This is a genomic window from Arthrobacter sp. NamB2 (assembly GCF_005281365.1).
Classification (GTDB): domain Bacteria; phylum Actinomycetota; class Actinomycetes; order Actinomycetales; family Micrococcaceae; genus Arthrobacter_D.
Genome location: NZ_SZWI01000001.1, coordinates 485,712 through 509,059, shown reverse-complemented (window position 1 = coordinate 509,059; position 23,348 = coordinate 485,712). Strand labels below are relative to the sequence as shown.

Below are 23,348 nucleotides of genomic sequence, written 5' to 3'. Positions count from 1 at the left end.
AGGCAACTATGGCACTGACAATCTCCTACCCTGCGGATCTTCCCGTCTCGGACCGCCGGGCCGACATCATGGCCGCGATCGCCGCCAACCAGGTCACCATCATCGCCGGCGAGACCGGCTCCGGTAAGACGACGCAGATCCCCAAGATGTGCCTCGAACTCGGGCTCGCGGAGCACGGGCTGATCGGTCATACCCAGCCCCGCCGCCTCGCCGCGCGCACGGTCGCCGAGCGCATCGCGGAGGAACTGCAGGTCCCCCTCGGCGAGGAGGTCGGCTACCAGGTCCGCTTCACCGGCTCGGTGGGGCGGAAGACGAAGATCAAGCTGATGACGGACGGCATCCTGCTCGCCGAGATCCAGCACGACCGGATGCTGCGCAAGTACAGCACGATCATCATCGACGAGGCCCACGAACGCAGCCTCAACATCGACTTCATCCTCGGCTACCTCAAGCGCATCCTGCCGGAACGTCCGGACCTGAAGGTCGTCATCACCTCGGCCACCATCGATCCCGAGCGCTTCGCGGCGCATTTCGCCGCCGACGCCGCCCTGGCCGAGACCTCGCCCGCACCGATCATCGAGGTGTCGGGCCGGACCTATCCGGTGGAGGTCCGGTACCGGCCGCTCGACCAGCCCCCCGGCGGGCTCGACGACGGCGACGGCGGCGCGGAGAGCGAACTCGAGGAGGAGCGCGACCCCCTCGACGCCGTCTGCGATGCCGTGGACGAGCTCTCCTTCGAGGCGCCCGGAGACATCCTCGTGTTCTTCTCCGGAGAGCGCGAGATCCGCGACGCCGCCGATGCGCTCCGCGTCCGCATCCAGTCCACGGCGCGGCTGCGGGGCACCGAGGTCCTGCCCCTGTTCGCCCGGCTCTCGCTCGAGGAGCAGCACCGCGTCTTCCGTCCCACCGGCAGCCATCGCAGGATCGTGCTCGCAACCAACGTCGCGGAGACCTCGCTCACCGTCCCCGGCATCAAGTACGTCATCGACACAGGCACGGCACGTATCTCCCGGTACTCGCACCGCACCAAGGTGCAGCGACTGCCGATCGAGCGCGTCTCGCAGGCATCCGCGAACCAGCGGTCGGGGCGCAGCGGACGCGTCTCCAACGGCATCGCCATCCGCCTCTACTCCGAAGAGGACTTCGCTTCGCGGCGGCCCTTCACGGAGCCCGAGATCCTGCGGACCAGCCTGGCGGCGGTCATCCTGCAGATGGCGGCGATGGGCGTCACGCGCGGGCCGAAGGACATCGCGGACTTCCCCTTCCTCGAACCGCCGGAGACCAAGGCGATCAACGACGGCGTCGCCCTCCTGCGCGAGTTGGGGGCACTGAAGGACGACGGTGGGCTCTCCGCCGTCGGGCGCAAGCTCGCCCAGCTCCCTGTGGACCCGCGCCTCGGGCGCATGATCGTCGAGGCGGGAACGCGCGGGGCGGTCAAGGAGGTCATGGTCCTCGCCGCCGCCCTGACCATCCAGGATCCGCGCGAGCGCCCTTCCGCGGACCAGCCCGCGAAGCAGCAGCAGGCAGCCGAGAAGCACAAACGCTTCGTCGACGAGAATTCCGACTTCACTGCCTACCTGAACCTGTGGCGATACCTCCAGGAGAAGCAGGACGAACTCTCCTCGACGCAGTTCCGGAAACTGTGCCGGACGGAGTTCATCAACTACCTCCGCGTGAGGGAGTGGCAGGACCTGTTCCAGCAGCTGCGCCAGCTCGCGAAGCCGCTCGGGATCACCCTGCCCGCCGGTCCCGTGGATCCTGTCGGACTGCATGACCCCATCCACATCAGCCTGCTCGCCGGCCTGCTCAGCAATATCGGGCTCTACGACCAGCGCAAGCGCGAGTACGCCGGCGCCCGCGGGACGCGCTTCGCCGTCTTTCCCGGATCCGCGCTCTTCAAGAAGTCACCCGACTGGGTGATGGCCGCCGAACTCGTGGAGACGTCGCGCCTGTGGGCACGCGTAGTGGCCCGGATCGACCCCCTGTGGGCGGAGCAGGTGGCACCGCACCTCGTGAAGCGCACCTACAGCGAGCCCCACTGGTCCCGGAAGATGGGCTCGGTCATGGCGTACGAGAAGGTGACCCTCTACGGCGTGCCGATCGTGCCGCAGCGCCGCACCAACTACGGCCGCATAGACCGCGAGGTCGCCCGCGAGCTGTTCATCCGGCATGCCCTGGTGGAGGGGGACTGGAAAACCCACCACACCTTCTTCAGCCGCAACCAGGCCCGTCTCGCCGAGGTGGAAGAACTCGAGAACCGCCTGCGACGGCGCGACCTCCGCGTCGACGACGAGACGCTGTTCGAGTTCTACGACCAGCGCATCGGCCCTGACGTCGTGTCCGAGCGGCACTTCGACTCCTGGTGGAAGAAGGCGCGCCAGGACCGGCCCGACCTGCTCGACTTCGATCCTGAGCAGCTCCTCAGCGAGGACGCCGCGGAGCTCGACGAGGCCGCGTTCCCGAGCGTGTGGCACCAAGCGGGCTTCGAACTGCCGCTGACCTACGGATTCTCACCCCTCACGCCTGGAGCGCATGACGGGGTGACGGTGACGATTCCCGTCCTGTTCCTGAACCAGCTCGAGCCGAAGCCGTTCCGCTGGCAGATACCGGGGCAGCGCGTGGAGCTCGTCACGGCCCTCATCAAGTCCCTGCCGAAGCAGGTGCGGAAGAATTTCGTGCCCGCGCCCGATGTCGCGCGGGGCGCGGTCGCCGCGCTGGAGGCCGATTTCGATCCCGCACAGGACGACCTCGAAGCGTCACTCGAACTCGCGCTGCGGCGGCTGCGAGGACACATCATCCCGCCGGGCTCGTGGAACTGGTCCGCCGTTCCACCGCACCTGCTCATGATGTTCCGGATCGTCGACGCCGAGGGCCGGGTGCTGGACGAGTCCCGTGACCTCGAGGCGCTGAAGGAATCACTGGCTCCCGCCGTCAGCCGCGCTATCGCCCGGTCACTCGGTGCCACCCCGGGCAGCACGAGGCCATCGGGAGGCGCCGGGCGCGGGAACGGGCGCACAGCGGGTAGCACCGGCCCTGCAGGGCGGCCCGCGACGACGGGTGGCAGGGACGGTCGGGTCACCGCGAGCGTCCAGTCCGCTGCCGCAGGCTCGGCCGCCGGTCCCTCGTCCGGCGGAGGCGTCGCGGTGGCAGAGGCTCCCGCGGTGGCGGAACGGACGGGCGAGAGGGCATGGGTCTTCGGAACCATCGAGCGCGAGGTGTCGCGCACCGTCGCCGGGCACCGTGTCACGGGCTTCCCCGCGGTGGTCGACGAAGGCGCCTCCGTCGGATTGAAGGTCTTCCCGACGGCGGGCGAGCAGGCCACCGTGATGCGGGCCGGCATCATCCGGCTGCTGTCCCTGCGCATCCCGAGTCCGGCGAAATATGTCCTCGAGCACCTCAGCAACACCGAGAAGCTCACCTTCAGCCAGAACCCCCACGGCAGCGTCGCCGAACTGATCCGGGATTGCTCGCTGGCCGCGATCGACAAGCTCGTGCCGGAGGAACTGCCGTGGACCGAGAAGGACTTCACCACGCTGTACGAGGAGGTCCGGGCCGAACTCATCGACACGGTGTTCACCGTCACCGCCACGGTGGAGAAGGTGCTGGCGAGCAACCGTCGCATCCAGAAACAGCTCAAGGGCACCACGAGCCTCCCGCTCATCTCGGCCCTCAACGACGTCCGGAGCCAGCTCGAGCACCTCGTCTATCCGGGCTTCGTCGCGGCGACGGGCTATGCGCAGCTCGCCCACCTTCCCCGGTACCTGCGTGCCATCGAGATCAGGCTGGAGAAGCTTCCGACGAACGTCCAGCGTGACAGCCTCGGCATGGCCGTGGTGCAGCGGCTGGAGGACGAGTACGACGACGCCGTCGCGTCCCTCGCCGCTGGTCGCCACCGTCCGGCCGCCCTGCGGCGGGTGCGCTGGATGCTCGAGGAGTTGAGGGTCAGCCTGTTCGCGCAGGACCTGGGAACGGCCTACTCCGTATCGGAGAAACGCGTGCGCACCGCCCTCAGCGAGGCCCTGGCAACCGTGCGCCAGGGATAGCTGCAGGGCGCCCGTCACGGAGTGTCGACGGCGGCGAGCTCCTGTGCCCTCCGCGCGACCGACCGGCGCGTATCGTTCGCGAGCCGCCGGAGGTGCGGCTGCAGCCAGGTCCGGAGTCCGGGGTCGCCGTCGGACCATTGGAACAGCGTGTCCATAGTCCGGATCAGCACGATCCAGTCCGTCTGCTGCTCCAGGTTGCGCTTCAGTAGTGCCGTGGCCCGGTCCCGCTGGCCGGCCGTCATGTCCGCTCCCAGCCGGAGGAAGAGCTCTGCCAGCGTCCATCGGGCCGATGGCTGGTCCAGTGTGCCGACGTCGTCGATCAGTTCGTCGAGCAGAGGGACGAGCCACGCGTGGTGCGCGGCCTCGACGCGTTTCAGCGCACTGGACGTCCGCATACGGACCACGGGATCCCCACTCCGGTAGCACTCGACGAGTTCCTGCAGCCTGGACCGATCGGCTACCACCAGGCCGACGACCTCGCCGGTGCGCCCGAGCGAATTAGGGTGTCCTCCCGCCAGCATCGCGGCGATCACTTCCACGGGACGTGAAGGTGGCACCGGGGCAGAGTCTGCGGTAGCAGCTCAGCGGGGCACGTATGCGCCGTGCCCCGCCGTCCGCAGGGCGGCGCGCAGCGCCTCGGCCGAGCTGTCCATCGCCGCGGGGTCCGGCGCCGGGTCGATCCGCCGGACGTCGAAGTCCGCGGGTGACCGGGTCGGCCACACGTGCACGTGGAGGTGGGGCACCTCGTATCCCTCGATGAGGACTCCGACGCGCTTCGCGCCGAAGGCCTCCTCCTGCGCGCGGCCGACGGTCTGCGCGACGGCCATCACCTTCGTCAGCGTCTCCTGGTCTGCCTCGAGCCAGTGCTCGATCTCCCGCCGCGGCACCACGAGCGTGTGACCGGGAGTGATCGGGGCGATCGTGAGGAACGCGACGACGTCGTCGTCCTGCCAGACGAAACGCCCGGGCACCTCGCCGTTGATGATCCTGGTGAAGAGCGTCGTCAACGGACCTCCTGGGGTTGCAGCCGGAAGGACGCCACCGCCGGTACGACCGGCAGGCAGCTCGGCTCCGCCGCGCAGCGGCGGCGGTACGGGGCGTCCTGGGTTCATCCCCCGACGCTACCGCGCCCTCGACCGCCGAGCCAGCAGGAGCCCGTTTGAACCAGCGGAACCTCGCGGGGACCCCGGGAGGGCCTGGACAGGGCGCACCCCGGCTGCTGCAGGGCCGGCCCGGCCACGGCAGGGCTCCAGCGGAGGATCGCAGGAGGGGAGGCCGCAGCACCGGCGGTGCCGTCGGCACCCGCCGTCGGCACCCGCCGTCGGCACCGCCGTCGTCAGGCGCCGACCGCGACGGGCAGTCCGTCCGTCGTCGACCACTGGGACCAGGAGCCGGGGAAGAGCGACGCCTCGATGCCGGCGACGTCGAGCGCCGCGATCTCGTGCGCGGCGGTGATACCGGAACCGCAGTACACCGCGACGCGTCCACGGTCGGCACCCAGGGCACGGAAGCGGCGACGGAGCTCGTCGCGTGATCGGAAGCGCCCGTCGGGGAGGAGATTCTCCGAGGTCGGCGCGCTCACGGCTCCGGGAATGTGACCGGCCCGTGGGTCGATCGGCTCGTGCTCGCCACGGAAGCGCTCACCTGCCCGGGCGTCGAGGACGACGTCGACCGTCGACGGCTGGACGAGATCGGAGATCGAGACGGCGGGCATGTGGCCGGTGGTCAGGTGCACGGTGCCCACGCAGTGGCGCTCCTCCCCTCCCTCGGTGTCGAGTCCCGCAGCGCGCCAGGCAGCGAGCCCGCCGTCGAGCAGGCGGACCGAGGGAAAGCCCGCGTTGCGCAGCAGCCACCACAGGCGTGCTGCAGCGAGGTTGCCCGAGTCGTCGTAGGCGACCACTGTGTCGCCGTCGTCGATACCCCACCGGCGCGCGCTCTCCTGCAGGGCGTCGGCGTCGGGGAGCGGATGCCGCCCGAGCCCGGGTCCGCCTGGAGCGCACAGCTGGGTCTCGAGATCCACGTAGACCGCACCCGGTATGTGCGCTTCGCGGTAGTGCTCGTGGCCTCGGGGATCGCCAAGGGCCCAGCGAACATCGAGCAGGATCGTCTGCGCGCCGGAGATCATCCGGTCCTGCAGTTCCTGCACATCCATCAGAGTCTTCATCGAGATCTCCTGTCGGAAGTGGCGACCGGGACGTGGTGGTCACCACGCCCGGTCCTGATGCACGCCAGTCCACCACACCCCCGTCCGCGCACCAAGCAGTGATCCGGTACTCCTGCTCGTCGGCATGGGACCTGCTTGTAGGCTGACGGGATGCCCAGGTTCACCGCCGCTGACAGATCGTGGTCCGACGACGCCGTGCGGCGCATCGAGGCGGACGGGAACCGGTCGGCCGACACCCACCTCTTCGCCGTACCCCTCCCGCCGCGCTGGGGCGTGCAGGTGTATCTGAAGGACGAGTCCACCCATCGCACCGGCAGCCTCAAGCACAGGCTTGCACGGTCGCTGTTCCTCTTCGGACTGGTCAACGGATGGATCACCGAGGGAACCACCATCGTCGAGGCCTCGAGCGGATCGACGGCCGTCTCCGAGGCCTACTTCGCCCAGCTGCTCGGCCTGCCGTTCGTCGCCGTCATGACGGCGACGACCAGCCCGGAGAAGATCGCTTTGATCGAGCAGTACGGCGGGACCTGCCGTTTCGTCGACCACGCCTCCGAGGTCTACGACGCGGCCGAGGAGGTGGCGAGGGAGACGGGAGGGCACTACATGGACCAGTTCACCTTCGCCGAGCGGGCGACCGACTGGCGAGGGAACAACAATATCGCCGAGTCCATCTTCGAGCAGCTGGCGCTCGAACCCCATCCCCTGCCGGAGTGGATCGTGGTCGGGGCGGGAACCGGGGGCACGAGTGCAACGATCGGCCGCTATCTCCGGTACCACCGGCACCCCACGCGCCTTGCCGTCGTCGACCCCGAGCACTCCGCGTTCTATCCCGCATGGGCGAAGCCGGGGTCGTCCCCGTCCGGCAGGCCCTCACGCATCGAGGGCATCGGGCGGCCACGGCTCGAACCGAGCTTCGTACCGTCCGTGATCGATGCGATGATCCGGGTGCCCGACGCCGCCTCCGTCGCTGCTGCCCGCCACCTGCGCTCCCTCACCGGGCTGCATGCGGGCCCCTCCACCGGGACGAACCTGTGGGGCGTGTGGCAGATCGTCGCGGATCTGGTCGCCGACGGACGCACGGGCAGCGTCGTGTCGCTCATGTGCGACTCGGGTGACCGGTACGCGGCGACCTACGACGACGACGCCTGGCTCGCGCGCCGCGACCTGGACCCCTCGGGCCCGCGCGAGGTCCTCGAGGAGTTCTTCGCGACGGGAGTGTGGCCCGCGACCGCTACGAGCTGACGCTCCGTCGACCTCCTGCAGGGCTTCAGGCGCACTCCTGCGCCAGGAGCACGCCCGATGGTCAGACGACGACGCTCTCGCGGACCGCCAGGTGCCGGAAGGACGTGCCGTACCGCGATCCGAGACGCTCGATGTGGCCCTCGACCATGCCGAGCCCGGTGTCGTTCAGGAGAGCGTCGTGGATCTGGAATGCCCTGGGCGCCCGGACGGACGCCACGAAGTCAACGACCTCGGCGAGCTTCGACCACGGGGCGTGCACGGGAACGAGAACCGTGCCGACGTCGGCTCCGTCCGGGACGATGAAGGAGTCACCGGGGTGGTAGAGACTGCCCTCGATCAGGAACCCCACGTTGGCCACGATCGGGATCAGCGGGTGGATCAGCGCGTGCTGACCACCGAACGTCCGCACATCGAAGCCCGCGGCCGAGAACTCCTCGCGGCCGCCCACTGCGTGGATCCGCCCAGCCGATCTGTCGCCCAGTCGTGCCGCCATGACGTCGGCCACGCCCTGCGGCGCCCACAGCTCGATGGACGTATCCGCCGCCAGCACGGCCGCCACGCGGTCGACGTCGACGTGATCGGGGTGCTCGTGCGTGACGAGGACGGCATCGGCGCCGTCGAGCGCCTCCTCGACTTCCGAGAACGTGCCCGGGTCCAGTACCAGCACCGAGCCGTCCCGCTCAAGCCGCACGCAGGAATGGGAGAACTTCGTCAGCAGCATGCGCACAGACTACCGTCGGCACCGCTGATAATCTTGACTCTGGCCGAGCACGCCCCAGTGACACCCGAGTGCCCGCGGAAAGGGTATGACATGACGCCTGAGGTCACATCCGAAGCAGTGCCGACAGCCGGCGCAGGGGCCGCCCAGTCGGTCCGCAAAGGGTCGGAACAGCGCGTGACGCGCCAACGGCGGGCAATCAGCGCGGCGCTCGACGAGCTCGACGATTTCGTCAGCACCCAGGAGCTCCACAGGGTCCTGCACGACCGCGGGGAATCCGTCTCGCTCGCAACCGCCTACCGCATCCTCCAGTCGATGGCGGATGACGGTCTCGTCGACGTCCTGCGCAACGGGGACAACGAGGCGGTCTACCGGCGCTGCGCCGTCGAACACCACCACCACCACCTGCTGTGCAGGAACTGCGGCAGGGCGGTGGAGATCGAGGCGCCCGCGGTGGAGCAGTGGGCGGCACGCGTAGCAGCGGAGCACGGCTTCACCGACGCCGCACATACGGTCGAGATCCAGGGCCTCTGCCCGGAGTGCTCGGCGCCGGCTGCACGGTCCTGACGCCTCGGCGTCCCGAGGCTACGGATGATGACAAAGGGTACCGCTGCCGGGCAGGGTCCGCGCACGGTGCCGGCATGGACGTCAGGCCCTGATGGTGTCGGCGCCGTCGATTAGGCTGGGAACGTGAGCCTCCACGACAGCACCACCCCCTCCGGCGCGCCGTCCCCTGTGGCGGGCTCCGACGAGGCCCGGTTGGGCGAGGGCCGGCTCGACGAGCTGGTGGACGCCGTGCGCCGCTATCGCAACGCGGAGAGGTTCATGCGTGGCCAGAGCAGGGCTTCGATGCACCTCGGCAGGACGGACATGACGGCGCTGCGTCTCATGCTGCATGCCAGCCAGATCGGGCAGCCGCTGACCGCCGCCGCGCTGGCCCGCGAGCTCGACATCTCGACCGCGGCGACGACGGTCCTGATCGACCGGCTCGAGAAGAGCGGACACGCGGAGCGGCGTCGGAAAGGCAGCGACGGGCGCTCGATCGAGATCTGGCCCACCGCGACGACCGACGGGGAAGTGCGCTCGACGATGGGTCCCATGCACGAACGCATGCTGGCCATCGCCACGGAACTCTCGCCGCAGGAAAGGCTGACCGTGCGACGGTTCCTCGCCGCCCTCGGGAGCGCGATGGCCGATCTCGACGCCCCCCGTCCTGCATCCGGCATGTCCGCTACCTGAACTGCCCCCGTGGGCGGAATGATGTGCGCTCTTACCTAGAAAGATTGACTACTAGTTGGTCTAAACTGTAGGCATGGAATCTTCGGACGCACGGCAGGGAGCAGGTTACTGGTATCCGCCATCCGCCGAAGGCGCATCCGATGAGGTTGCAACGGGCGTCGATGTCCTCAATGCATTGAGAGCCTATCGCGAGGTGGAGAGCGGACTCCGACGGCGGCTGAGTCAACGCCTCAACATCAACGAGACAGATCTCGGAGCCCTTCGTTACCTCCTCGGCGTCTGGCATCGGGATCAGGGCGCCAGCCCGAAGGACCTGGCACTCGCCCTCGGGATCTCCAGCGCCTCCACGACCCTCGTCATCGACCGCCTGGAGAGGGCCGGCTTCATCCGCAGGCGCCGGCACCCCGTCGATCGCCGTGCGGTCATCCTCGAGCCCGGCGACAAGGCCACGGAGGAGTTCAGGTCTGCCTTCGACGTCGAGAAGCGCGGCGTCCTGGCTGCCGCAGACAACCTGACGAGCGAGGAGACCGAGACGGTGACACGCTTCCTGCGCAGTATGGAGCAGGCCATCTCCGATGCCGTAGGACAGCCGGACCGGCCGCAGCACCCCTGACGCCGGCACGGACCGCAGGGACGGACCGCGACGACCGGACGACTCTCGAACCGCACAGCCTGTGCCGCTACCCGGGTCAGGCGGTCATCGCCGTTGCCTCGGTCAGGCGACGACTGCCGGTTCCGCAGGACGGGCGCGGCGCACTGCCCGGCGCGACCCCAGCAGACGACAGGCGAGATAGATCGCGAACGAGATCGTGGTCACGTAGGGACTGATCGGTATGCGGCCGCCGAGCGCGAGCAGGATGCCCCCGACCACGGCCGTGCAGGCGAACGCCACGCTGAGCAACACCACGAGCCCGGGCGCCGAGGTCACCTTCAGTGCGGCCGCAGCCGGTGTGATGAGCAGGGCGAGCACCAGGAGCGCTCCGACGACCTGGATGGACAGCGCCACCGAGATGCCCAGCAACACCATGAAGAGGATCGAGAGCCCCCGCACGGGCACGCCGCGCGCCTCCGCGAGATCTGCGTCGGCGCTGGCGAAGGTGAGCGGGCGCCAGATCGCGGCCAGAGCGACGATGACGACGACGGCGCATCCGACGAGCAGGTTCAGCTGGACGTCGTCGACCGAGACGATCTGACCGGTGAGCAGACCGAACTTGTTGGCCGCGCGACCTTCGTACAGTGCGAGGAACAGGATGCCCAGACCCAGCCCGAAGGGCATCACGACGCCGATGATCGAGTTCCGGTCCCGGGCACGTATGCCCATGAGGCCGAGAACTAGTGCGGCCAGGACGGAACCCACCAGTGATCCGGCGACGACGTTCGCTCCGACGAGCAACGCGAAGGCAGCGCCTGCGAAGGACAGCTCGGCGATCCCGTGGACCGCGAAAGCGAGGTCGCGCATCATGACGAAGGTCCCGATCAGCCCGCCGAGCAGTCCCAGGACCGCTCCCGCGATCAGCGAATTGCGCACGAGGGGCAGCAGTTGGGCGTAGTTGTCGAAGGTGAAGATGGCGCCGAAGATCTCCTGGAAATCCATGGCCTACACGCTCTCGTGGTGGTGGGTAGTGGCATCGGGCAGTCCGACGACGACGATCCGCCCGTTGCTGCGCAGGACCTCCACCGGACTCGCGTAGAGGTCGGAGAGCACCTCGCTCGTCATGACCTCCGACGGCGAGCCCACACGGAATCGGCCGTCGGCGAGGTAGAGGACCCGGTCCACGTAGTCGATGACCGGGTTGATCTCGTGGGTGACGAAGACGACGGCACTGTTCTTCTCGTGGCACTGGCGGTTGATGAGTGCGCTCACCGCCTGCTGGTGGAGCAGGTCGAGCGACAGCAGCGGTTCGTCGCACAGGAGCACCGTCGGGTCGGTGGCCAGCGCCTGGGCGGCCCGCAGCCGCTGTTGCTCGCCGCCGGACAGGAGCCCCACCGGAGCATCCGCGTACGACGAGGCCCCCACGTCCCGCAGGAGGGCGTCCACGCGCTCGTTGTAGTCCCGGCTGCGCACACGCAGTCCCCAGCGGTGCCCGTCCACTCCCAGGCCGACGAGATCGCGGGCGCGAAGTGGCGTCTCCGGGGGGAAGGATTTCTGCTGGGGGATGTAGCCGAGGGTGCGGCTGCCGCGCGTGATGGGCCTGCCGTCGATCGACGCGGTACCGGCGTCGAGGGGCTGCAACCCCAGGAGTACCTTGAGGAAACTCGTCTTCCCCGACCCGTTCGGTCCCAGCACGGCGAAGAATTCACCGGGCATGATGTCGAGGTCGAGGCCTTCCCACAGCGTGCGGCTGCCGAAGGACAGTGCTGCCCCACGCAGGCTGATGGCCGGCATGGCTCCCGCCCCGACCGGGGAGGGATCACGCCGTGCCGAGGTCGGAGTCATGCGGCGGGGCTTCCAGTCTCTCGTGGTTCAGGTGCCGCGGGCGGCGGCACCCTCAGGACAGGGCAGCCTCGATGGTATCCGTGTTGGCGGTCATCCATGAAATGTAGTTCTCGCCGTCGGGCAGGGTCTCGGTGAAGTCGAGGACCGGAAGTCCCGCCGCGTCAGCCGCGGAGCGCACCGCTTCCGTCTGCGCCCCCTCGGTCTGGTCGTTGTAGGCGAGGAAGGCGAGAGTCTTCCCCGAGACGAGCGCCTTCATCTCCTCGAGCGCCGCCACCGGGACGTCCGTCTCCTCCTCGATCGCCTCGCTGAACTCCTCCGGCGTGACATTCTCGAGCCCTGCGTCCTCGAGGAGGTACACGGGCACGGGCTCGGTCACCGCTACCTTGCCGCCGGGCCCCTCGGAGGCAAGGGCCGCCAGCCGGTCCTGGATCGACTGAAGCTCAGCGGTGAAGGCATCCGCACGGCTGCGGTACTCATCTGTATTGGCCTCGTCCAACCGGCCGAGCTCATCCGCGATGGCGTCGGCGAGAGTCGCCATGGCGGGCAGGTCGTACCAGACGTGCTCGTTGAAGGCGCCATGGTCGTGGCCCTCCTCGTCGGCGTGCTCCCCCGTCGGCTCGTCGCTGTGCTCCCCCGTCGGCTCGTCGGCGTGCTCGGCTGTCGGCTCGTCGCCGTGCTCGGCCGCGGCCTCGTCGCTGTGCTCCTCGGTGCCGGCCTCTGCTTCCAGGCCGGACAGTTCGACGGCGCTGAGCACGGTCTCGACGCCCGTCTCCTCGGCAAGGCGACCCAGGAACGTGTCGTATCCCCCGCCGTTCTCGATCACCAGATCGGCCTCCGACACGGACAGCTTGTCCTGCACGGTGGCCTCGTACGAGTGCGGGTCCTGGCTGAGGCTGTTCACGATCGAGGTGACCTCGACGTCGTCCCCGCCTACAGTGGCTGCGATGTCGCCGTACACGTTCGTGGCGGTCACGATCGTGATCGCCTCTTCGCCGCTCGCAGTGCCCGTCTCACCCGAAGCCGGGGATCCACCGTCCCCGCAAGCGGCGAGGGAGAGTGCGGAGACGGCCAGCAGGGCGGGCACGGCAAGACGACGAGCAACGGGCATGACGACCTCGATCAGACCTAATGAGAATTATTTACGTTAGCGCATCGAGCATATCCGAAACGCGAACGGTTCGCATTCTCCCGGGCCTGCTCCCGTCAGGCCACCGGCGTCTCGGTTCCGTTCACTCCCTCGCCCGTCCGCCGCGCTCCCTGGTTCTGTGTCGCATCCCTGATCTCACCGATCAGCTGCTCGATGACGTCCTCGAGGAAGAGGACTCCGCGCGTCGAACCGTCGGGGCCGAGGACGCGCGCCAGGTGGGACCCGGTCCGCTGCATGACGGTGAGCGCGTCCTCGATCTCGTCGTCGACCGACAGGTTCGCGAGCGTTCGCACCTTGTTCTCCGTGATCGGCCTCCGGTACATCGCCTGCGGCATGGACATGATGTCCTTCAGGTGCATGTAGCCCGTCAGGTTGCCGTCGTCGTCCACCATCACGAAGCGCGAGAACCCGGTGCGCCCCACAGTACGCTCGAACTCCTCGGGCGTCGCATCGGTGCGGACGGTCACGAGCTCGTTGAGCGGCACCATCGTGGTCTCCGCGGTCTGCCCGGAGAACTCGAGCGCGCCCGTGATCAGACCCGACTCGTCGTCCACGAGGCCGCTCTTCGTGGACTCCTCCACGATCGACTGCACCTCCTCGAGCGTGTAGGTCGAGGACACCTCGTCCTTCGGCTCGACCTTCAGCGCCCGCAGGATGTGGTTCGCGGTCCAGTTCAGCGAGGAGATGACAGGATTCACGATGCGCGCGATCATGACGAGCGGCGGGGCCAGCAGGAGTGCGGCCTTGTCCGCAACGGAGACGGAGATGTTCTTCGGCACCATCTCTCCGAAGGTGACATGGAGGAAGGTGACCAGGAGGAGCGCGAGGGCGAAGGCGACGCCGTCCGCCAGTCCCTCCGGCACCCCGACCGCCTCGAAGGGCACCACGAACAGATGGTGGATCGCCGGTTCGGCGACCTGCAGGATCAGGAGCGAGCAGACGGTGATCCCGAGCTGCGAGCAGGCGAGCATGAGGGACACGTGCTCCATGGCCCAGATGGTCGTCTTCGCCCGTTTCGAACCCGCGTCGGCCAGCGGCTCGATCTGACTCCGGCGCGCCGACATCACGGCGAATTCCGAGGCGACGAAGAAGGCATTGCCGATCAGGAGGATGACCAGCCAGAGAATTCCCGCCCAGTCGCTCATCGGTTGTCCTTCCGTCCTGCGGTGGTGCCCGCGAGCGCGGGTCTGGCCGCTTCACGCACGCCCTGGTCCTGGGGAACACTCTGGTGCTCGGGAACAACGGCCTCCTGCGTCGTGTCGGCAGCCGCGGCCGGAGCGGGCCTGAACCGGACGCGGTCGATTCGTCGGCCGTCCATCCGCTCGACCAGAAGGGTCCCGGCGGGCACGTCGACCTCGTCGCCCGGCACGGCGACCCGGCCGAGCTCGGCCATGATGAATCCGGCGACCGTCTCGTAGCCTGCTTCGTCCGGCACCACGAGCCCGGGGATCTGCACCGTGACCTCGTCCGGACGCATGAGCCCCGGGAAGAACCAGTCGCCCGCCGCACTCTGCAGGACGCCGGGTTTCACTTTGTCGTGTTCATCCTTGACCTCGCCGACGATCTCCTCGACGAGGTCCTCGAGAGTGGCCACACCGGCGGTTCCGCCGTACTCATCGAGCACGACGGCGAGTTGGAGGTTCGCCTCCCGCAGTTCGCTCAACAGGGAGTCCAGGTGGACGGTCTCGGGAACGCGCAGCACATCGGTCATGATGGTGCCGGCCGGCAGTTCGGCCCGCTTGTGGCGGGGAACCGCGACGGCCTTCTTCACGTGGACCACGCCGCGGATGTCATCCGCGGAGTCACCGATCAGCGGGAAGCGCGAGTAACCCGTCCGTCGCGCGGCTTCCACGACGTCGGCAACGGTCTGGTCCGAGTCGATGACCTCCATACGGATGCGCGGGGTCATGACGTCGGCCGCGGTCCGCTCGGAGAAGCTGAACGTCCGGGCCAGGAAGTTCGCCGTGCCCTGGTCCAGGGTGCCCATCTCTGCGGAGCGCCGCACGAGGGACGAGAGCTCGGAGGGCGTCCGCGCTCCGGAGATCTCCTCCTTCGCCTCGAGCCCGAAGACGTTGAGGACCCGATTGGAGAACCCGTTGAGCACGATGATGGCCGGCTTGAACACTGCCGTGAAGAGGAGCTGCGGCCGGGCCAGCGCCTTTCCCACCTGGAAGGGCAGGGCGATGCTCAGGTTCTTCGGCACGAGCTCGCCGATGAGCATGGACAACAGCGTGGCCAGGATCATCGCGATGATGATCGATGCCGAGGCGACGAGGGCTTCGGAGAGACCGAGCGCGGTCAGGGGCGCCTCCAGGAGGCGTCCGACGGACGGCTCCATGACGTAACCCGTGAGCAGCGTGGTCAGGGTGATGCCGAGCTGGCAGCTCGAGAGTTGCGTCGAGAGCGACTTCAGGCACCGCAGCAGCGGCTCGGCCCTGGTGTCGCCCTCGTCCACCGCTCGTTGGACGTACGTCTGGTCCAGCGCGACGAGCGCGAATTCGACGGCCACGAAGAACCCCGTACCGAGCACGAGGAGCAGGCCTGCGACGAGGTAGATCCATTCCACCGCTACATCCCCTCCTCGGCAACGCCTGGGCGGGTGTGCAGCGGTCCGCGTCTAAGGGGGTCCGCGGCGTCGGACTGGAGGGATGCTGCGTCCTGGTCGGAACCGACATCGGCCGGGGCGTCGGCACCGGGCAGCGGATGGGCAAGAGGAGAGGGTGCGCCGGCGTCGAGCCGGCCCCTAGAAGGACTGTCCATAAGGAGACCAGTCTATCGGCTTGGCAGCGCCCGCGGCACAGGAATTCCGCCGACGGCGCATGGAAGCCCGGACGGGCCGTGCCTACCAGCTCTGCTGGAGAGGCCGGCCTTCCTCGTAGCCTGCTGCCGACTGCACGCCGACCAGCGCGCGCTCGCGGAACTCGGCGAGTGACGCCGCACCTGCGTAGGTCATCGAGCTGCGGACGCCTGCCGTGATCATGTCGAGGAGGTCCTCCACACCCGGACGGGCAGGATCGAGGTACATCTTCGATGTCGAGATGCCTTCCTCGAACAGGCCCTTGCGAGCGCGCGCGAAGACGTCGTCGCGCCGTGTGCGGTTCTGCACCGCACGCGCCGACGCCATCCCGAAGCTCTCCTTGTAGCGCCGCCCGTTGCTGTCGGTCTGGAGGTCGCCCGGGCTCTCGTAGGTCCCGGCGAACCAGGAGCCGATCATGACCTGGCTCGCACCCGCCGCCAAGGCGAGGGCGACGTCCCGGGGATAGCGCACACCGCCGTCGGCCCAGACGTGTGCGCCGAGCTCCGCAGCGGCCTGGGCGCACTCGTGGACGGCGGAGAACTGCGGGCGGCCCACGGCCGTCATCATGCGCGTCGTGCACATGGCACCGGGTCCCACGCCCACCTTGATGATCGAGGCACCCGCGGCGACGAGGTCGCGGACGCCGTCCGCGCTGACCACGTTGCCCGCGACGATGGGGACCTTGGGGTCGAGGCCGCGCACGACGGCGAGGGCGTCCAGCATCTTCCTCTGGTGGCCGTGTGCGGTGTCGACGACGAGGACGTCGACACCGGCCTCGAGCAGCGCCGCGGCCTTCGCCCCGACGTCACCGTTGATGCCGACGGCGGCCGCCACGCGAAGCCTGCCGGCGGCGTCCAGCGCGGGATCGTAGATGGTGGACCGGAGCGCACCCGTCCGGGTGATGACACCCTGGAGCACCCCGTCGCGCACGACCGGCGCCAGCGACACGCGCGCGCCGTCGAGGTCCTCGAAGGCCTTCTGCAGCGCAGTGGCGGGATCCTCGTCGAACAGTGAGGCCTCGAAGGCCGCGGGCGCAGGCCGCATCACCGACTCGAGGGAGGCGAACCGGTCCACCTCCTCGCAGTCGGCCGCGTGAACCACGCCGACGCATGCCCCCGCGTCGTCGACGACGAGCACCGCACCGTGGGCACGCTTGTGCATGAGGTGGAGCGCGTCGATCACCGTGTTGCCCGGCTGCAGTTTCAGCGGCGTCTCGAAGACCGGGTGGCGATCCTTGACCCACGACGTGACCTCGGCGATGACCTCGACCGGCACGTCCTGCGGCAGGACGCCGATGCCGCCGCGCCGCGCAACCGTCTCGACCATGCGGCGTCCGGTGACGGCCGTCATGTTGGCCACGACGAGCGGGATCGTGGTGCCCGTGCCGTCGTCGGACGAGAGGTCCACATCGAATCGGGAGATGACCTCCGATGCGGACGGTACGAGGAAGACGTCCGAATAGGTGAGATCGGTGGTGGGCGGGTTGATGAAGCGCATGGTTCTCCCTGTTGTGGCGACCGCGTGCAACGGCCGCAAAGAGTCTAGTGCCTCGCACCCTCGGCCGCCCATTCGCCCTGCCGAGGGAGCCCAAAGCACGCCCGTCGCCGGTGCCCGGGCGCAGTATCGCACGCCGCAGCTCCGGCCGACACGCCTGATTGGATTGTTCGTTGCTACTGTCACTACACTTGGACGGGGTCCAGACACGGCTTTTCGCCGATCTTGCCGCCCGCACCGCGCTCAGGGCAACTTACGGAAGAGGCGTATACCAAGTGCCAGAACAAACCAGCCACCGTCTACCTGAAGAGTTCGGCGGGAACGAGTGGCTTGTTGACGAGCTGTACCAGCAGTTCCAGCAGGACCGCCACTCGGTCGACAGGAAGTGGTGGGACCTGTTCGATTCATTCGATGCGGAGAACGCTCCGGCGGAGAACGGCCGCCACTCCGCGGAGAGGCCCCTGGAACCGGCATCGGCTCCCGCTGCCACGGCCCCGGCGCCCAACGGAACCACGCCGGCGGCCCCCTCGTCCGGCACCCCGGCGTCCGGTGCTTCGACGGACGCCCATCCCCCGACGAAGGAACTGCCCGTCGTCAAGGCCGAGGCGCCGGCACCCAAGGCGTCCGGCGAGAGCCCCGCGAGCACCCAGCAGAGCGGCAAGCCCCCCGTGGCCAAGGAGCCGGCGAAGAAGCCCGACGCTCCGAAGGATGACAAGCCCGCCGCGAAGCCCATCCCGGCGCAGCTCCCCGCCTCCGCCCTCAACGGCGACATGGAGGAGAACAGGGTCAGCGTCCTCCGCGGACCGGCCAAGGCCATCGCCACGAACATGGAAGCCAGCCTGAGCGTCCCGACGGCGACCAGCGTCCGGGCCATCCCCGCGAAGCTGCTGATCGACAACCGCGTGGTCATCAACAGCAACCTGGCCCGCGCTCGCGGCGGCAAGGTCTCGTTCACCCACCTGATCGGCTACGCCATCATCCGGGCACTGGCCCAGTTCCCGTCGCAGAACGTCTACTACGACGTCATCGACGGCAAGCCGTCCGCGGTCCAGCCCGCCCACGTGAACTTCGGCCTCGCGATCGACATGCCGAAGCCCGATGGCACGCGCTCGCTCGTGGTCCCGAACATCAAGAAGGCCGAGACCATGAACTTCTCGGAGTTCTGGCAGGCCTACGAGGACCTGGTGAAAAAGGCCCGCGCCGGGAAGCTCGGGGCCGACGACTACGCCGGTACTACGGTCTCCCTCACCAACCCGGGTGGCATCGGTACCGTCCACTCGGTCCCCCGCCTCTCGAAGGGCCAGGCGTGCATCATCGGTGCCGGTGCCCTCGAATACCCTGCGGAGTTCCAGGGTTCGAGCGAGAAGACCCTCGCCAAGCACGCCATCAGCAAGACCATCACGCTCACCTCGACCTACGACCACCGCGTCATCCAGGGTGCCGGCAGCGGTGAGTTCCTGCGGATCATCCACCAGTTGCTGCTGGGTGAGCAGGGCTTCTACGACGAGATCTTCGAATCGCTCCGCATCCCCTACGAGCCCGTGCGGTGGAGCGCCGACATCCAGGTCGACCCGGTGGACCAGATCAACAAGGTCGCCCGGATCCAGCAGCTCATCCATGCCTACCGCGTGCGCGGGCACCTCATGGCGGACACCAATCCGCTCGAGTACGTGCAGCGCAAGCACGCCGACCTCGACATCCGCACCCATGGGCTCACCCTGTGGGACCTCGACCGTGAGTGGCCGACGGGCGGCTTCGGCGGCCAGCCCATGCTCAAGTTCCGCGACATGCTCGGGGTGCTGCGGGATGCCTATTGCCGCACGACCGGTATCGAGTACATGCACCTCCAGGACCCGGCGGAGCGCCAGTGGTTCCAGGACGAGCTCGAGCACCCCTACTCGAAGCCGAGCCGTGAGGAGCAGCTGCGCATCCTGCACAAGCTGAACTCGGCGGAGGCCTTCGAGACGTTCCTGCAGACGAAGTTCGTCGGCCAGAAGCGCTTCTCGCTCGAAGGCGGGGAGTCCCTGATCCCGCTGCTCGATGCCGTGATCTCGGGCGCGGCCGACGACGGCCTCGACGAGGTCGCCATCGGCATGGCCCACCGCGGACGCCTGAACGTGCTCACCAACATCGCCGGCAAGACCTACGCGCAGGTCTTCCGCGAATTCGAGGGTACGCAGGATCCGCGCTCCGTCCAGGGCTCGGGCGACGTCAAGTACCACCTCGGTACCGAGGGCACCTTCACGTCCGACGCCGGGAACCAGACGAAGGTCTACCTCGCCGCGAACCCGTCGCACCTGGAAGCCGTCGATCCCGTCCTCGAGGGCATCGTCCGCGCGAAGCAGGACCTCCTCGACCAGGGCGACACCTTCCCCGTCCTGCCGATCCTCATCCACGGCGACGCCGCCTTCGCCGGCCAGGGCGTCGTGGCGGAGACCCTCAACCTGTCGCAGCTGCGCGGGTACCGCACCGGTGGCACCATCCACGTGATCGTGAACAACCAGGTGGGCTTCACCACGAGCCCGACGTCGTCGCGCTCCTCGGTGTACTCCACCGACGTCGCGAAGATGGTCCAGGCGCCGGTCTTCCACGTGAACGGGGACGACCCCGAGGCCGTGGTGCGCGTGGCGCAGCTGGCGTACCAGTTCCGCCAGCGGTTCAACAAGGACGTCGTCATCGACATGGTCTGCTACCGCCGTCGCGGCCACAACGAGGGAGATGATCCTTCGATGACGCAGCCCATGATGTACAACCTGATCGAGGCCAAGCGCTCGGTGCGCAAGCTGTACACCGAGGCCCTGATCGGTCGTGGGGACATCACCCAGGAGGAGGCGGAGCAGGCGCTGCGCGACTACCAGGAGCGCCTGGAGCGCGTCTTCGCCGAGACGCACGCGGCCCAGACGTCGCCGATCCCGGTCGTGACCAAGGACCCGCAGGCGGTGTCGGACCTCGAGCGGCCGTACGCGCAGCAGGCGGACGGCGGCGACAGCGACGCCCGCCGGACCGCCATCAGCGCAGAGATGCTGGCGCACATCGGCGCCGCTCATACCGCTGTCCCCGAGGGCTTCACGGTGCACCCGAAGCTCAAGGCCCTTTTGGAGAAGCGCGAGCAGATGTCGAGGGAAGGCGGGATCGACTGGGGCTTCGGCGAGATCGCGGCCTTCGGTTCGCTCGTCATGGAGGGCGTGCCAGTGAGGCTCGCCGGCCAGGATTCGCGCCGCGGTACCTTCGTGCAGCGCCATGCGGTGTTCCACGACCGCGCGACCGGCCACGAGTGGCTCCCGCTGGACGACCTCAGCGAGGACCAGGCGAAGTTCTGGGTCTACGACTCCCTGCTGTCCGAGTATGCGGCCATGGGCTTCGAGTACGGCTACTCCGTGGAGCGGCCGGATGCGCTCGTGATCTGGGAGGCGCAGTTCGGCGACTTCGTCAACGGCGCACAGACCATCATCGACGAGTTCATCAGTTCCGCAGAGCAGAAGTGGGGGCAACGCTCCTCCCTCGTGCTGATGCTGCCGCACGGCTACGAAGGCCAGGGGCCGGATCACTCCTCCGCCCGCATCGAGCGCTTCCTGCAGATGTGTGCCGAGGAGAACATGGTCGTCGCCAACCCGAGCACCGCGGCGTCGCACTTCCACCTGCTGCGTCGCCACGCGTACAAGCGTCCGAGGAAGCCGCTGGTGATCTTCACGCCGAAGCAGTTGCTACGCCTGAAAGCCGCCGCGAGTTCGGTGGAGGACTTCACGCAGGGCACCTTCCAGCCCGTCATCCCCGACACCACCCTCGGCACTGCCGGCAGTGACGTCGAGCGCGTGATCCTCGTGTCCGGTCGCCTCTACTACGACCTCCTGTCCTCCCGGCAGAAGCTGGACGACGGCAGGACCGCCATCGTCCGGGTGGAGCAGCTGTACCCGCTCCCGCTGGAGGAGATCAGGGCGGCACTGGCCCAGTACCCGAACGCGGAGATCGTCTGGGCGCAGGACGAGCCGGCCAACCAGGGACCCTGGCCGTTCATCGGCCTCAACCTGCCGCAGGAGCTGGACCGGCCGATGCGCCTCGCGTCCCGACCGGCGTCCGCTTCCACGGCGACCGGATCGGCCAAGAGCCACGCGGTGGAGCAGGAACTCCTCATCAAGAGGGCCTTCGGCCGTCAATAGCAGGCCATCAGTATGATGTTGGGTGGGGCCGAGGCCCCACTCAATGTCTTTAACCGAGCCATGCCTCGGACAAGGTTCATGTCTTCAGGAGCGTGCGCCGCTCATCCGGCGGCCCGCATCCATCCGACGACCAGCACACCGAGGGACCAGTGGAACAACGCAGAATCCGACTAGCAGCAGTGGGCGACGAACTCCTCGCGGGGCTCGGTGATCCGCGGGCGCTCGGGTGGGTCGGACGCGTGATGGCCCGTACCCGCCCCGACAACGCCTCGCTGGAGGCGTACAGCCTCGCGGCGCCCGGAGAGGGCACCGAGGCGCTGGCGAACCGCTGGCTGCAGGAGGCGGGGCGCCGCTTCGACGACGGCGCCGACAACCGGCTCGTGATCGGCCTCTCCGACCGCGACCTGGACCTCGAACTGTCGACCGCGCGGAGCCGGCTCAACCTTGCCAACATTCTCGACGGCGCAGCCCAGATGAGCGTCAAGGTCCTGGTCGTCGGGCCCCCTCCCGGACTCGACGCCGAACGCAACCGCCGCCTCGCCGACCTCTCGGCCGCTTTCGGCGACGTGACGACGCGTCGCAAACACGTCTTCGTGGACACCTTCACGCCGCTGCTCGCGCACGAGCAGTGGCGCCATGATCTCGCTGCCAACGGCGGAACGCCCGGACAGGCCGGGTACGGGCTGATCGCCTGGCTCGTGCTGCACCGCGGCTGGTTCCAGTGGCTGGATATGCCCGCGCCGGAGTAGACGCCGGGCACCGACCCTCCAGGTCGCCGTAGTACCGAAAGGGAACCCTCCCGTGGAGGGTTCCCTTTCACGTTCCGGGCCACGCGCGCGTCAGTGGCGGAAGACGATCTTGCCGAACACGTCGCCGTCGAGCATGCGCTGGAAACCCCGGGGCGCGTCCTCGAGGGGCAGCACCGCGTCGATGACGGGCCGGACGCCGGTCGCGACCAAAAAGCGGGTGAGCCGCACGAGCTCCTCCCGGGTACCCATCGTGGAGCCCAGCACGCGCAACTGGAGGAAGAACACCCGGTTGAGGTCCGCCGAGGGCGCGGCACCGCTCGTGGCGCCGCACGTCACGACTGTTCCTCCGGGCACGAGCGACTTCAGGGAATGCGCCCAGGTGGCTTCACCCACGGAGTCGAAGACGACGTCGACGCGCTCGGGCAGCCGTGCACCGGTGTCGAACACCTGGTCGGCTCCCAACTCCAGCGCCTGCTGCCGCTTGGACCCGCTGCGGCTCGTCGCCCAGACGCGGAAGCCGGCGGCCGCTGCGAGTGCGATCAGGGCGGACGCGACGCCACCGCCGGCTCCCTGCACGAGCACCGTGGCGCCGGGTGCCGCCGGGGAGACGGTGAACAGCATGCGGTAGGCCGTGAGCCAGGCCGTGGGCAGACATGCGGCTTCCTCGAAGGACAGTTCCGGCGGTTTCGGGACCAGGTTCCGCTCGGGCACCCACACGTAGTCCGCCATGGTTCCCGGGTACCGCTCCGACAGGAGCGACCGCTGCGGGTCCAGGGTCTCGTCGCCCCGCCACTGCGGCGAGGACACGACGCCGTGGACGATCACCTCGTTGCCGTCGTCGTCCCGTCCGGCGGCGTCGCACCCGAGCACCATCGGAAGCCGGTCCTGCGGCAGCCCGACGCCCTTCAGCGACCACAGGTCGTGGTGGTTGAGGCAGGAGGCGACGACCTCGACCCTGACGAACCCCTCGGGAGCGGCCGGGACGTCGAGGTCGCCGACGACGAGACCGCGGAGCGGATCGTCCCCCGACTGGGTGGCGGCGTAGGCGGCACGCATAGGTCATCTCCTTCGACACGGACGGTGCCCCCATCCTAGGGGTAGCGCTGTCGTCAGAACTGTGTCGGAGCTGTCGGCGGCGCTGTCCCGACGCCGCGTGCAGCG

19 protein-coding genes are annotated in these 23,348 nt (G+C 68.6%); 7 read left to right on the top strand and 12 right to left on the bottom strand.

Annotation, left to right across the window (positions count from 1 at the left end; translation table 11 throughout):
* Window positions 1–8: 8 nt before the first annotated feature.
* Window positions 9–4,043 (top strand): ATP-dependent RNA helicase HrpA, encoded by a 4,035-nt coding sequence (gene hrpA / locus FDK12_RS02315; RefSeq protein WP_223263035.1) that lies wholly within the window; start codon window positions 9–11, stop codon window positions 4,041–4,043.
* A gap of 14 nt (window positions 4,044–4,057) precedes the next feature.
* On the opposite strand, the gene FDK12_RS02310 is transcribed toward hrpA, so the two are convergent.
* From FDK12_RS02310 to FDK12_RS02300, 3 genes are all read right to left on the bottom strand, one after another.
* Window positions 4,058–4,600 carry a hypothetical protein gene (locus tag FDK12_RS02310; protein WP_137368020.1) on the bottom strand — a complete coding sequence of 181 codons (543 nt, stop codon included), beginning with the start codon at window positions 4,598–4,600 and terminating at the stop codon, window positions 4,058–4,060.
* Between the two features lie 24 nt (window positions 4,601–4,624).
* Entirely contained in the window at window positions 4,625–5,050 is a 426-nt protein-coding gene (locus FDK12_RS02305) for an HIT family protein (RefSeq protein WP_137368275.1), read from the bottom strand.
* A gap of 329 nt (window positions 5,051–5,379) precedes the next feature.
* Entirely contained in the window at window positions 5,380–6,207 is an 828-nt protein-coding gene (locus tag FDK12_RS02300; protein WP_137368019.1) for a sulfurtransferase, read from the bottom strand.
* A gap of 150 nt (window positions 6,208–6,357) precedes the next feature.
* On the opposite strand from FDK12_RS02300, the gene FDK12_RS02295 reads away from it, so the two are divergent.
* On the top strand, window positions 6,358–7,449 hold the full coding sequence (locus tag FDK12_RS02295; RefSeq protein ID WP_137368018.1) for a PLP-dependent cysteine synthase family protein: 1,092 nt from the start codon (window positions 6,358–6,360) through the stop codon (window positions 7,447–7,449).
* A gap of 61 nt (window positions 7,450–7,510) precedes the next feature.
* Here FDK12_RS02295 and FDK12_RS02290 read toward each other — a convergent pair whose 3' ends face one another.
* Window positions 7,511–8,170: an MBL fold metallo-hydrolase gene (locus tag FDK12_RS02290; RefSeq protein ID WP_137368017.1), complete on the bottom strand. Its 660-nt coding sequence runs from the start codon at window positions 8,168–8,170 to the stop codon at window positions 7,511–7,513.
* Window positions 8,171–8,260: 90 nt separating this feature from the next.
* On the opposite strand from FDK12_RS02290, the gene FDK12_RS02285 reads away from it, so the two are divergent.
* From FDK12_RS02285 to FDK12_RS02275, 3 genes are all read left to right on the top strand, one after another.
* The gene (locus FDK12_RS02285) at window positions 8,261–8,734 is read left to right on the top strand and encodes a Fur family transcriptional regulator (protein WP_137368016.1); all 474 of its coding nucleotides are present in this window, start codon (window positions 8,261–8,263) and stop codon (window positions 8,732–8,734) included.
* Window positions 8,735–8,857: 123 nt separating this feature from the next.
* Window positions 8,858–9,406 carry a MarR family winged helix-turn-helix transcriptional regulator gene (locus FDK12_RS02280; RefSeq protein WP_137368015.1) on the top strand — a complete coding sequence of 183 codons (549 nt, stop codon included), beginning with the start codon at window positions 8,858–8,860 and terminating at the stop codon, window positions 9,404–9,406.
* Window positions 9,407–9,479: 73 nt separating this feature from the next.
* Window positions 9,480–10,019 carry a MarR family winged helix-turn-helix transcriptional regulator gene (locus FDK12_RS02275; RefSeq protein WP_137368014.1) on the top strand — a complete coding sequence of 180 codons (540 nt, stop codon included), beginning with the start codon at window positions 9,480–9,482 and terminating at the stop codon, window positions 10,017–10,019.
* A 102-nt stretch (window positions 10,020–10,121) separates the two neighbouring features.
* On the opposite strand, the gene FDK12_RS02270 is transcribed toward FDK12_RS02275, so the two are convergent.
* From FDK12_RS02270 to FDK12_RS02245, 7 genes are all read right to left on the bottom strand, one after another.
* A complete protein-coding gene (locus FDK12_RS02270; protein WP_137368013.1) occupies window positions 10,122–11,000 on the bottom strand; it encodes a metal ABC transporter permease in 879 nt (292 codons plus the stop codon).
* A 3-nt stretch (window positions 11,001–11,003) separates the two neighbouring features.
* Complete coding sequence (locus FDK12_RS02265) at window positions 11,004–11,843, bottom strand: metal ABC transporter ATP-binding protein (protein ID WP_223263034.1); 840 nt, start codon at window positions 11,841–11,843, stop codon at window positions 11,004–11,006.
* A 52-nt stretch (window positions 11,844–11,895) separates the two neighbouring features.
* A complete protein-coding gene (locus FDK12_RS02260) occupies window positions 11,896–12,951 on the bottom strand; it encodes a metal ABC transporter solute-binding protein, Zn/Mn family (protein WP_137368012.1) in 1,056 nt (351 codons plus the stop codon).
* A 95-nt stretch (window positions 12,952–13,046) separates the two neighbouring features.
* Window positions 13,047–14,135 (bottom strand): hemolysin family protein, encoded by a 1,089-nt coding sequence (locus tag FDK12_RS02255; RefSeq protein WP_137368011.1) that lies wholly within the window; start codon window positions 14,133–14,135, stop codon window positions 13,047–13,049.
* Entirely contained in the window at window positions 14,132–15,556 is a 1,425-nt protein-coding gene (locus tag FDK12_RS02250) for a hemolysin family protein (RefSeq protein WP_137368010.1), read from the bottom strand. Before FDK12_RS02250 ends, FDK12_RS02255 begins: the two co-directional genes overlap by 4 nt.
* A gap of 2 nt (window positions 15,557–15,558) precedes the next feature.
* Window positions 15,559–15,750 (bottom strand): hypothetical protein, encoded by a 192-nt coding sequence (locus FDK12_RS15000; protein WP_146070868.1) that lies wholly within the window; start codon window positions 15,748–15,750, stop codon window positions 15,559–15,561.
* Window positions 15,751–15,832: 82 nt separating this feature from the next.
* Complete coding sequence (locus tag FDK12_RS02245) at window positions 15,833–17,284, bottom strand: GuaB1 family IMP dehydrogenase-related protein (protein WP_137368009.1); 1,452 nt, start codon at window positions 17,282–17,284, stop codon at window positions 15,833–15,835.
* 272 nt (window positions 17,285–17,556) lie between these two features.
* On the opposite strand from FDK12_RS02245, the gene FDK12_RS02240 reads away from it, so the two are divergent.
* Both FDK12_RS02240 and FDK12_RS02235 read left to right on the top strand, forming a co-directional pair.
* Window positions 17,557–21,438 carry a multifunctional oxoglutarate decarboxylase/oxoglutarate dehydrogenase thiamine pyrophosphate-binding subunit/dihydrolipoyllysine-residue succinyltransferase subunit gene (locus FDK12_RS02240; RefSeq protein ID WP_137368008.1) on the top strand — a complete coding sequence of 1,294 codons (3,882 nt, stop codon included), beginning with the start codon at window positions 17,557–17,559 and terminating at the stop codon, window positions 21,436–21,438.
* A gap of 149 nt (window positions 21,439–21,587) precedes the next feature.
* Complete coding sequence (locus tag FDK12_RS02235; protein ID WP_137368007.1) at window positions 21,588–22,187, top strand: GDSL-type esterase/lipase family protein; 600 nt, start codon at window positions 21,588–21,590, stop codon at window positions 22,185–22,187.
* A gap of 90 nt (window positions 22,188–22,277) precedes the next feature.
* Here the strand turns inward: FDK12_RS02235 and FDK12_RS02230 are convergent, their stop codons facing one another.
* Window positions 22,278–23,243, bottom strand: coding sequence for a zinc-binding dehydrogenase (locus FDK12_RS02230; RefSeq protein ID WP_137368006.1), 966 nt, complete (start codon window positions 23,241–23,243; stop codon window positions 22,278–22,280).
* Window positions 23,244–23,348: the final 105 nt, after the last annotated feature.

Coding starts and splice junctions, on each gene's coding strand:
- FDK12_RS02295 (WP_137368018.1), top strand. CDS start 6,358: ATGCCCAGGTTCACCGCCGCTGACAGATCGTGGTCCGACGACGCCGTG.
- FDK12_RS02275 (WP_137368014.1), top strand. CDS start 9,480: ATGGAATCTTCGGACGCACGGCAGGGAGCAGGTTACTGGTATCCGCCA.
- FDK12_RS02285 (WP_137368016.1), top strand. CDS start 8,261: ATGACGCCTGAGGTCACATCCGAAGCAGTGCCGACAGCCGGCGCAGGG.
- FDK12_RS02300 (WP_137368019.1), bottom strand. CDS start 6,207: ATGAAGACTCTGATGGATGTGCAGGAACTGCAGGACCGGATGATCTCC.
- FDK12_RS02265 (WP_223263034.1), bottom strand. CDS start 11,843: ATGACTCCGACCTCGGCACGGCGTGATCCCTCCCCGGTCGGGGCGGGA.
- FDK12_RS02270 (WP_137368013.1), bottom strand. CDS start 11,000: ATGGATTTCCAGGAGATCTTCGGCGCCATCTTCACCTTCGACAACTAC.
- FDK12_RS15000 (WP_146070868.1), bottom strand. CDS start 15,750: ATGGACAGTCCTTCTAGGGGCCGGCTCGACGCCGGCGCACCCTCTCCT.
- FDK12_RS02255 (WP_137368011.1), bottom strand. CDS start 14,135: ATGAGCGACTGGGCGGGAATTCTCTGGCTGGTCATCCTCCTGATCGGC.
- FDK12_RS02290 (WP_137368017.1), bottom strand. CDS start 8,170: ATGCTGCTGACGAAGTTCTCCCATTCCTGCGTGCGGCTTGAGCGGGAC.
- FDK12_RS02260 (WP_137368012.1), bottom strand. CDS start 12,951: ATGCCCGTTGCTCGTCGTCTTGCCGTGCCCGCCCTGCTGGCCGTCTCC.
- FDK12_RS02230 (WP_137368006.1), bottom strand. CDS start 23,243: ATGCGTGCCGCCTACGCCGCCACCCAGTCGGGGGACGATCCGCTCCGC.
- hrpA (WP_223263035.1), top strand. CDS start 9: ATGGCACTGACAATCTCCTACCCTGCGGATCTTCCCGTCTCGGACCGC.
- FDK12_RS02245 (WP_137368009.1), bottom strand. CDS start 17,284: ATGCGCTTCATCAACCCGCCCACCACCGATCTCACCTATTCGGACGTC.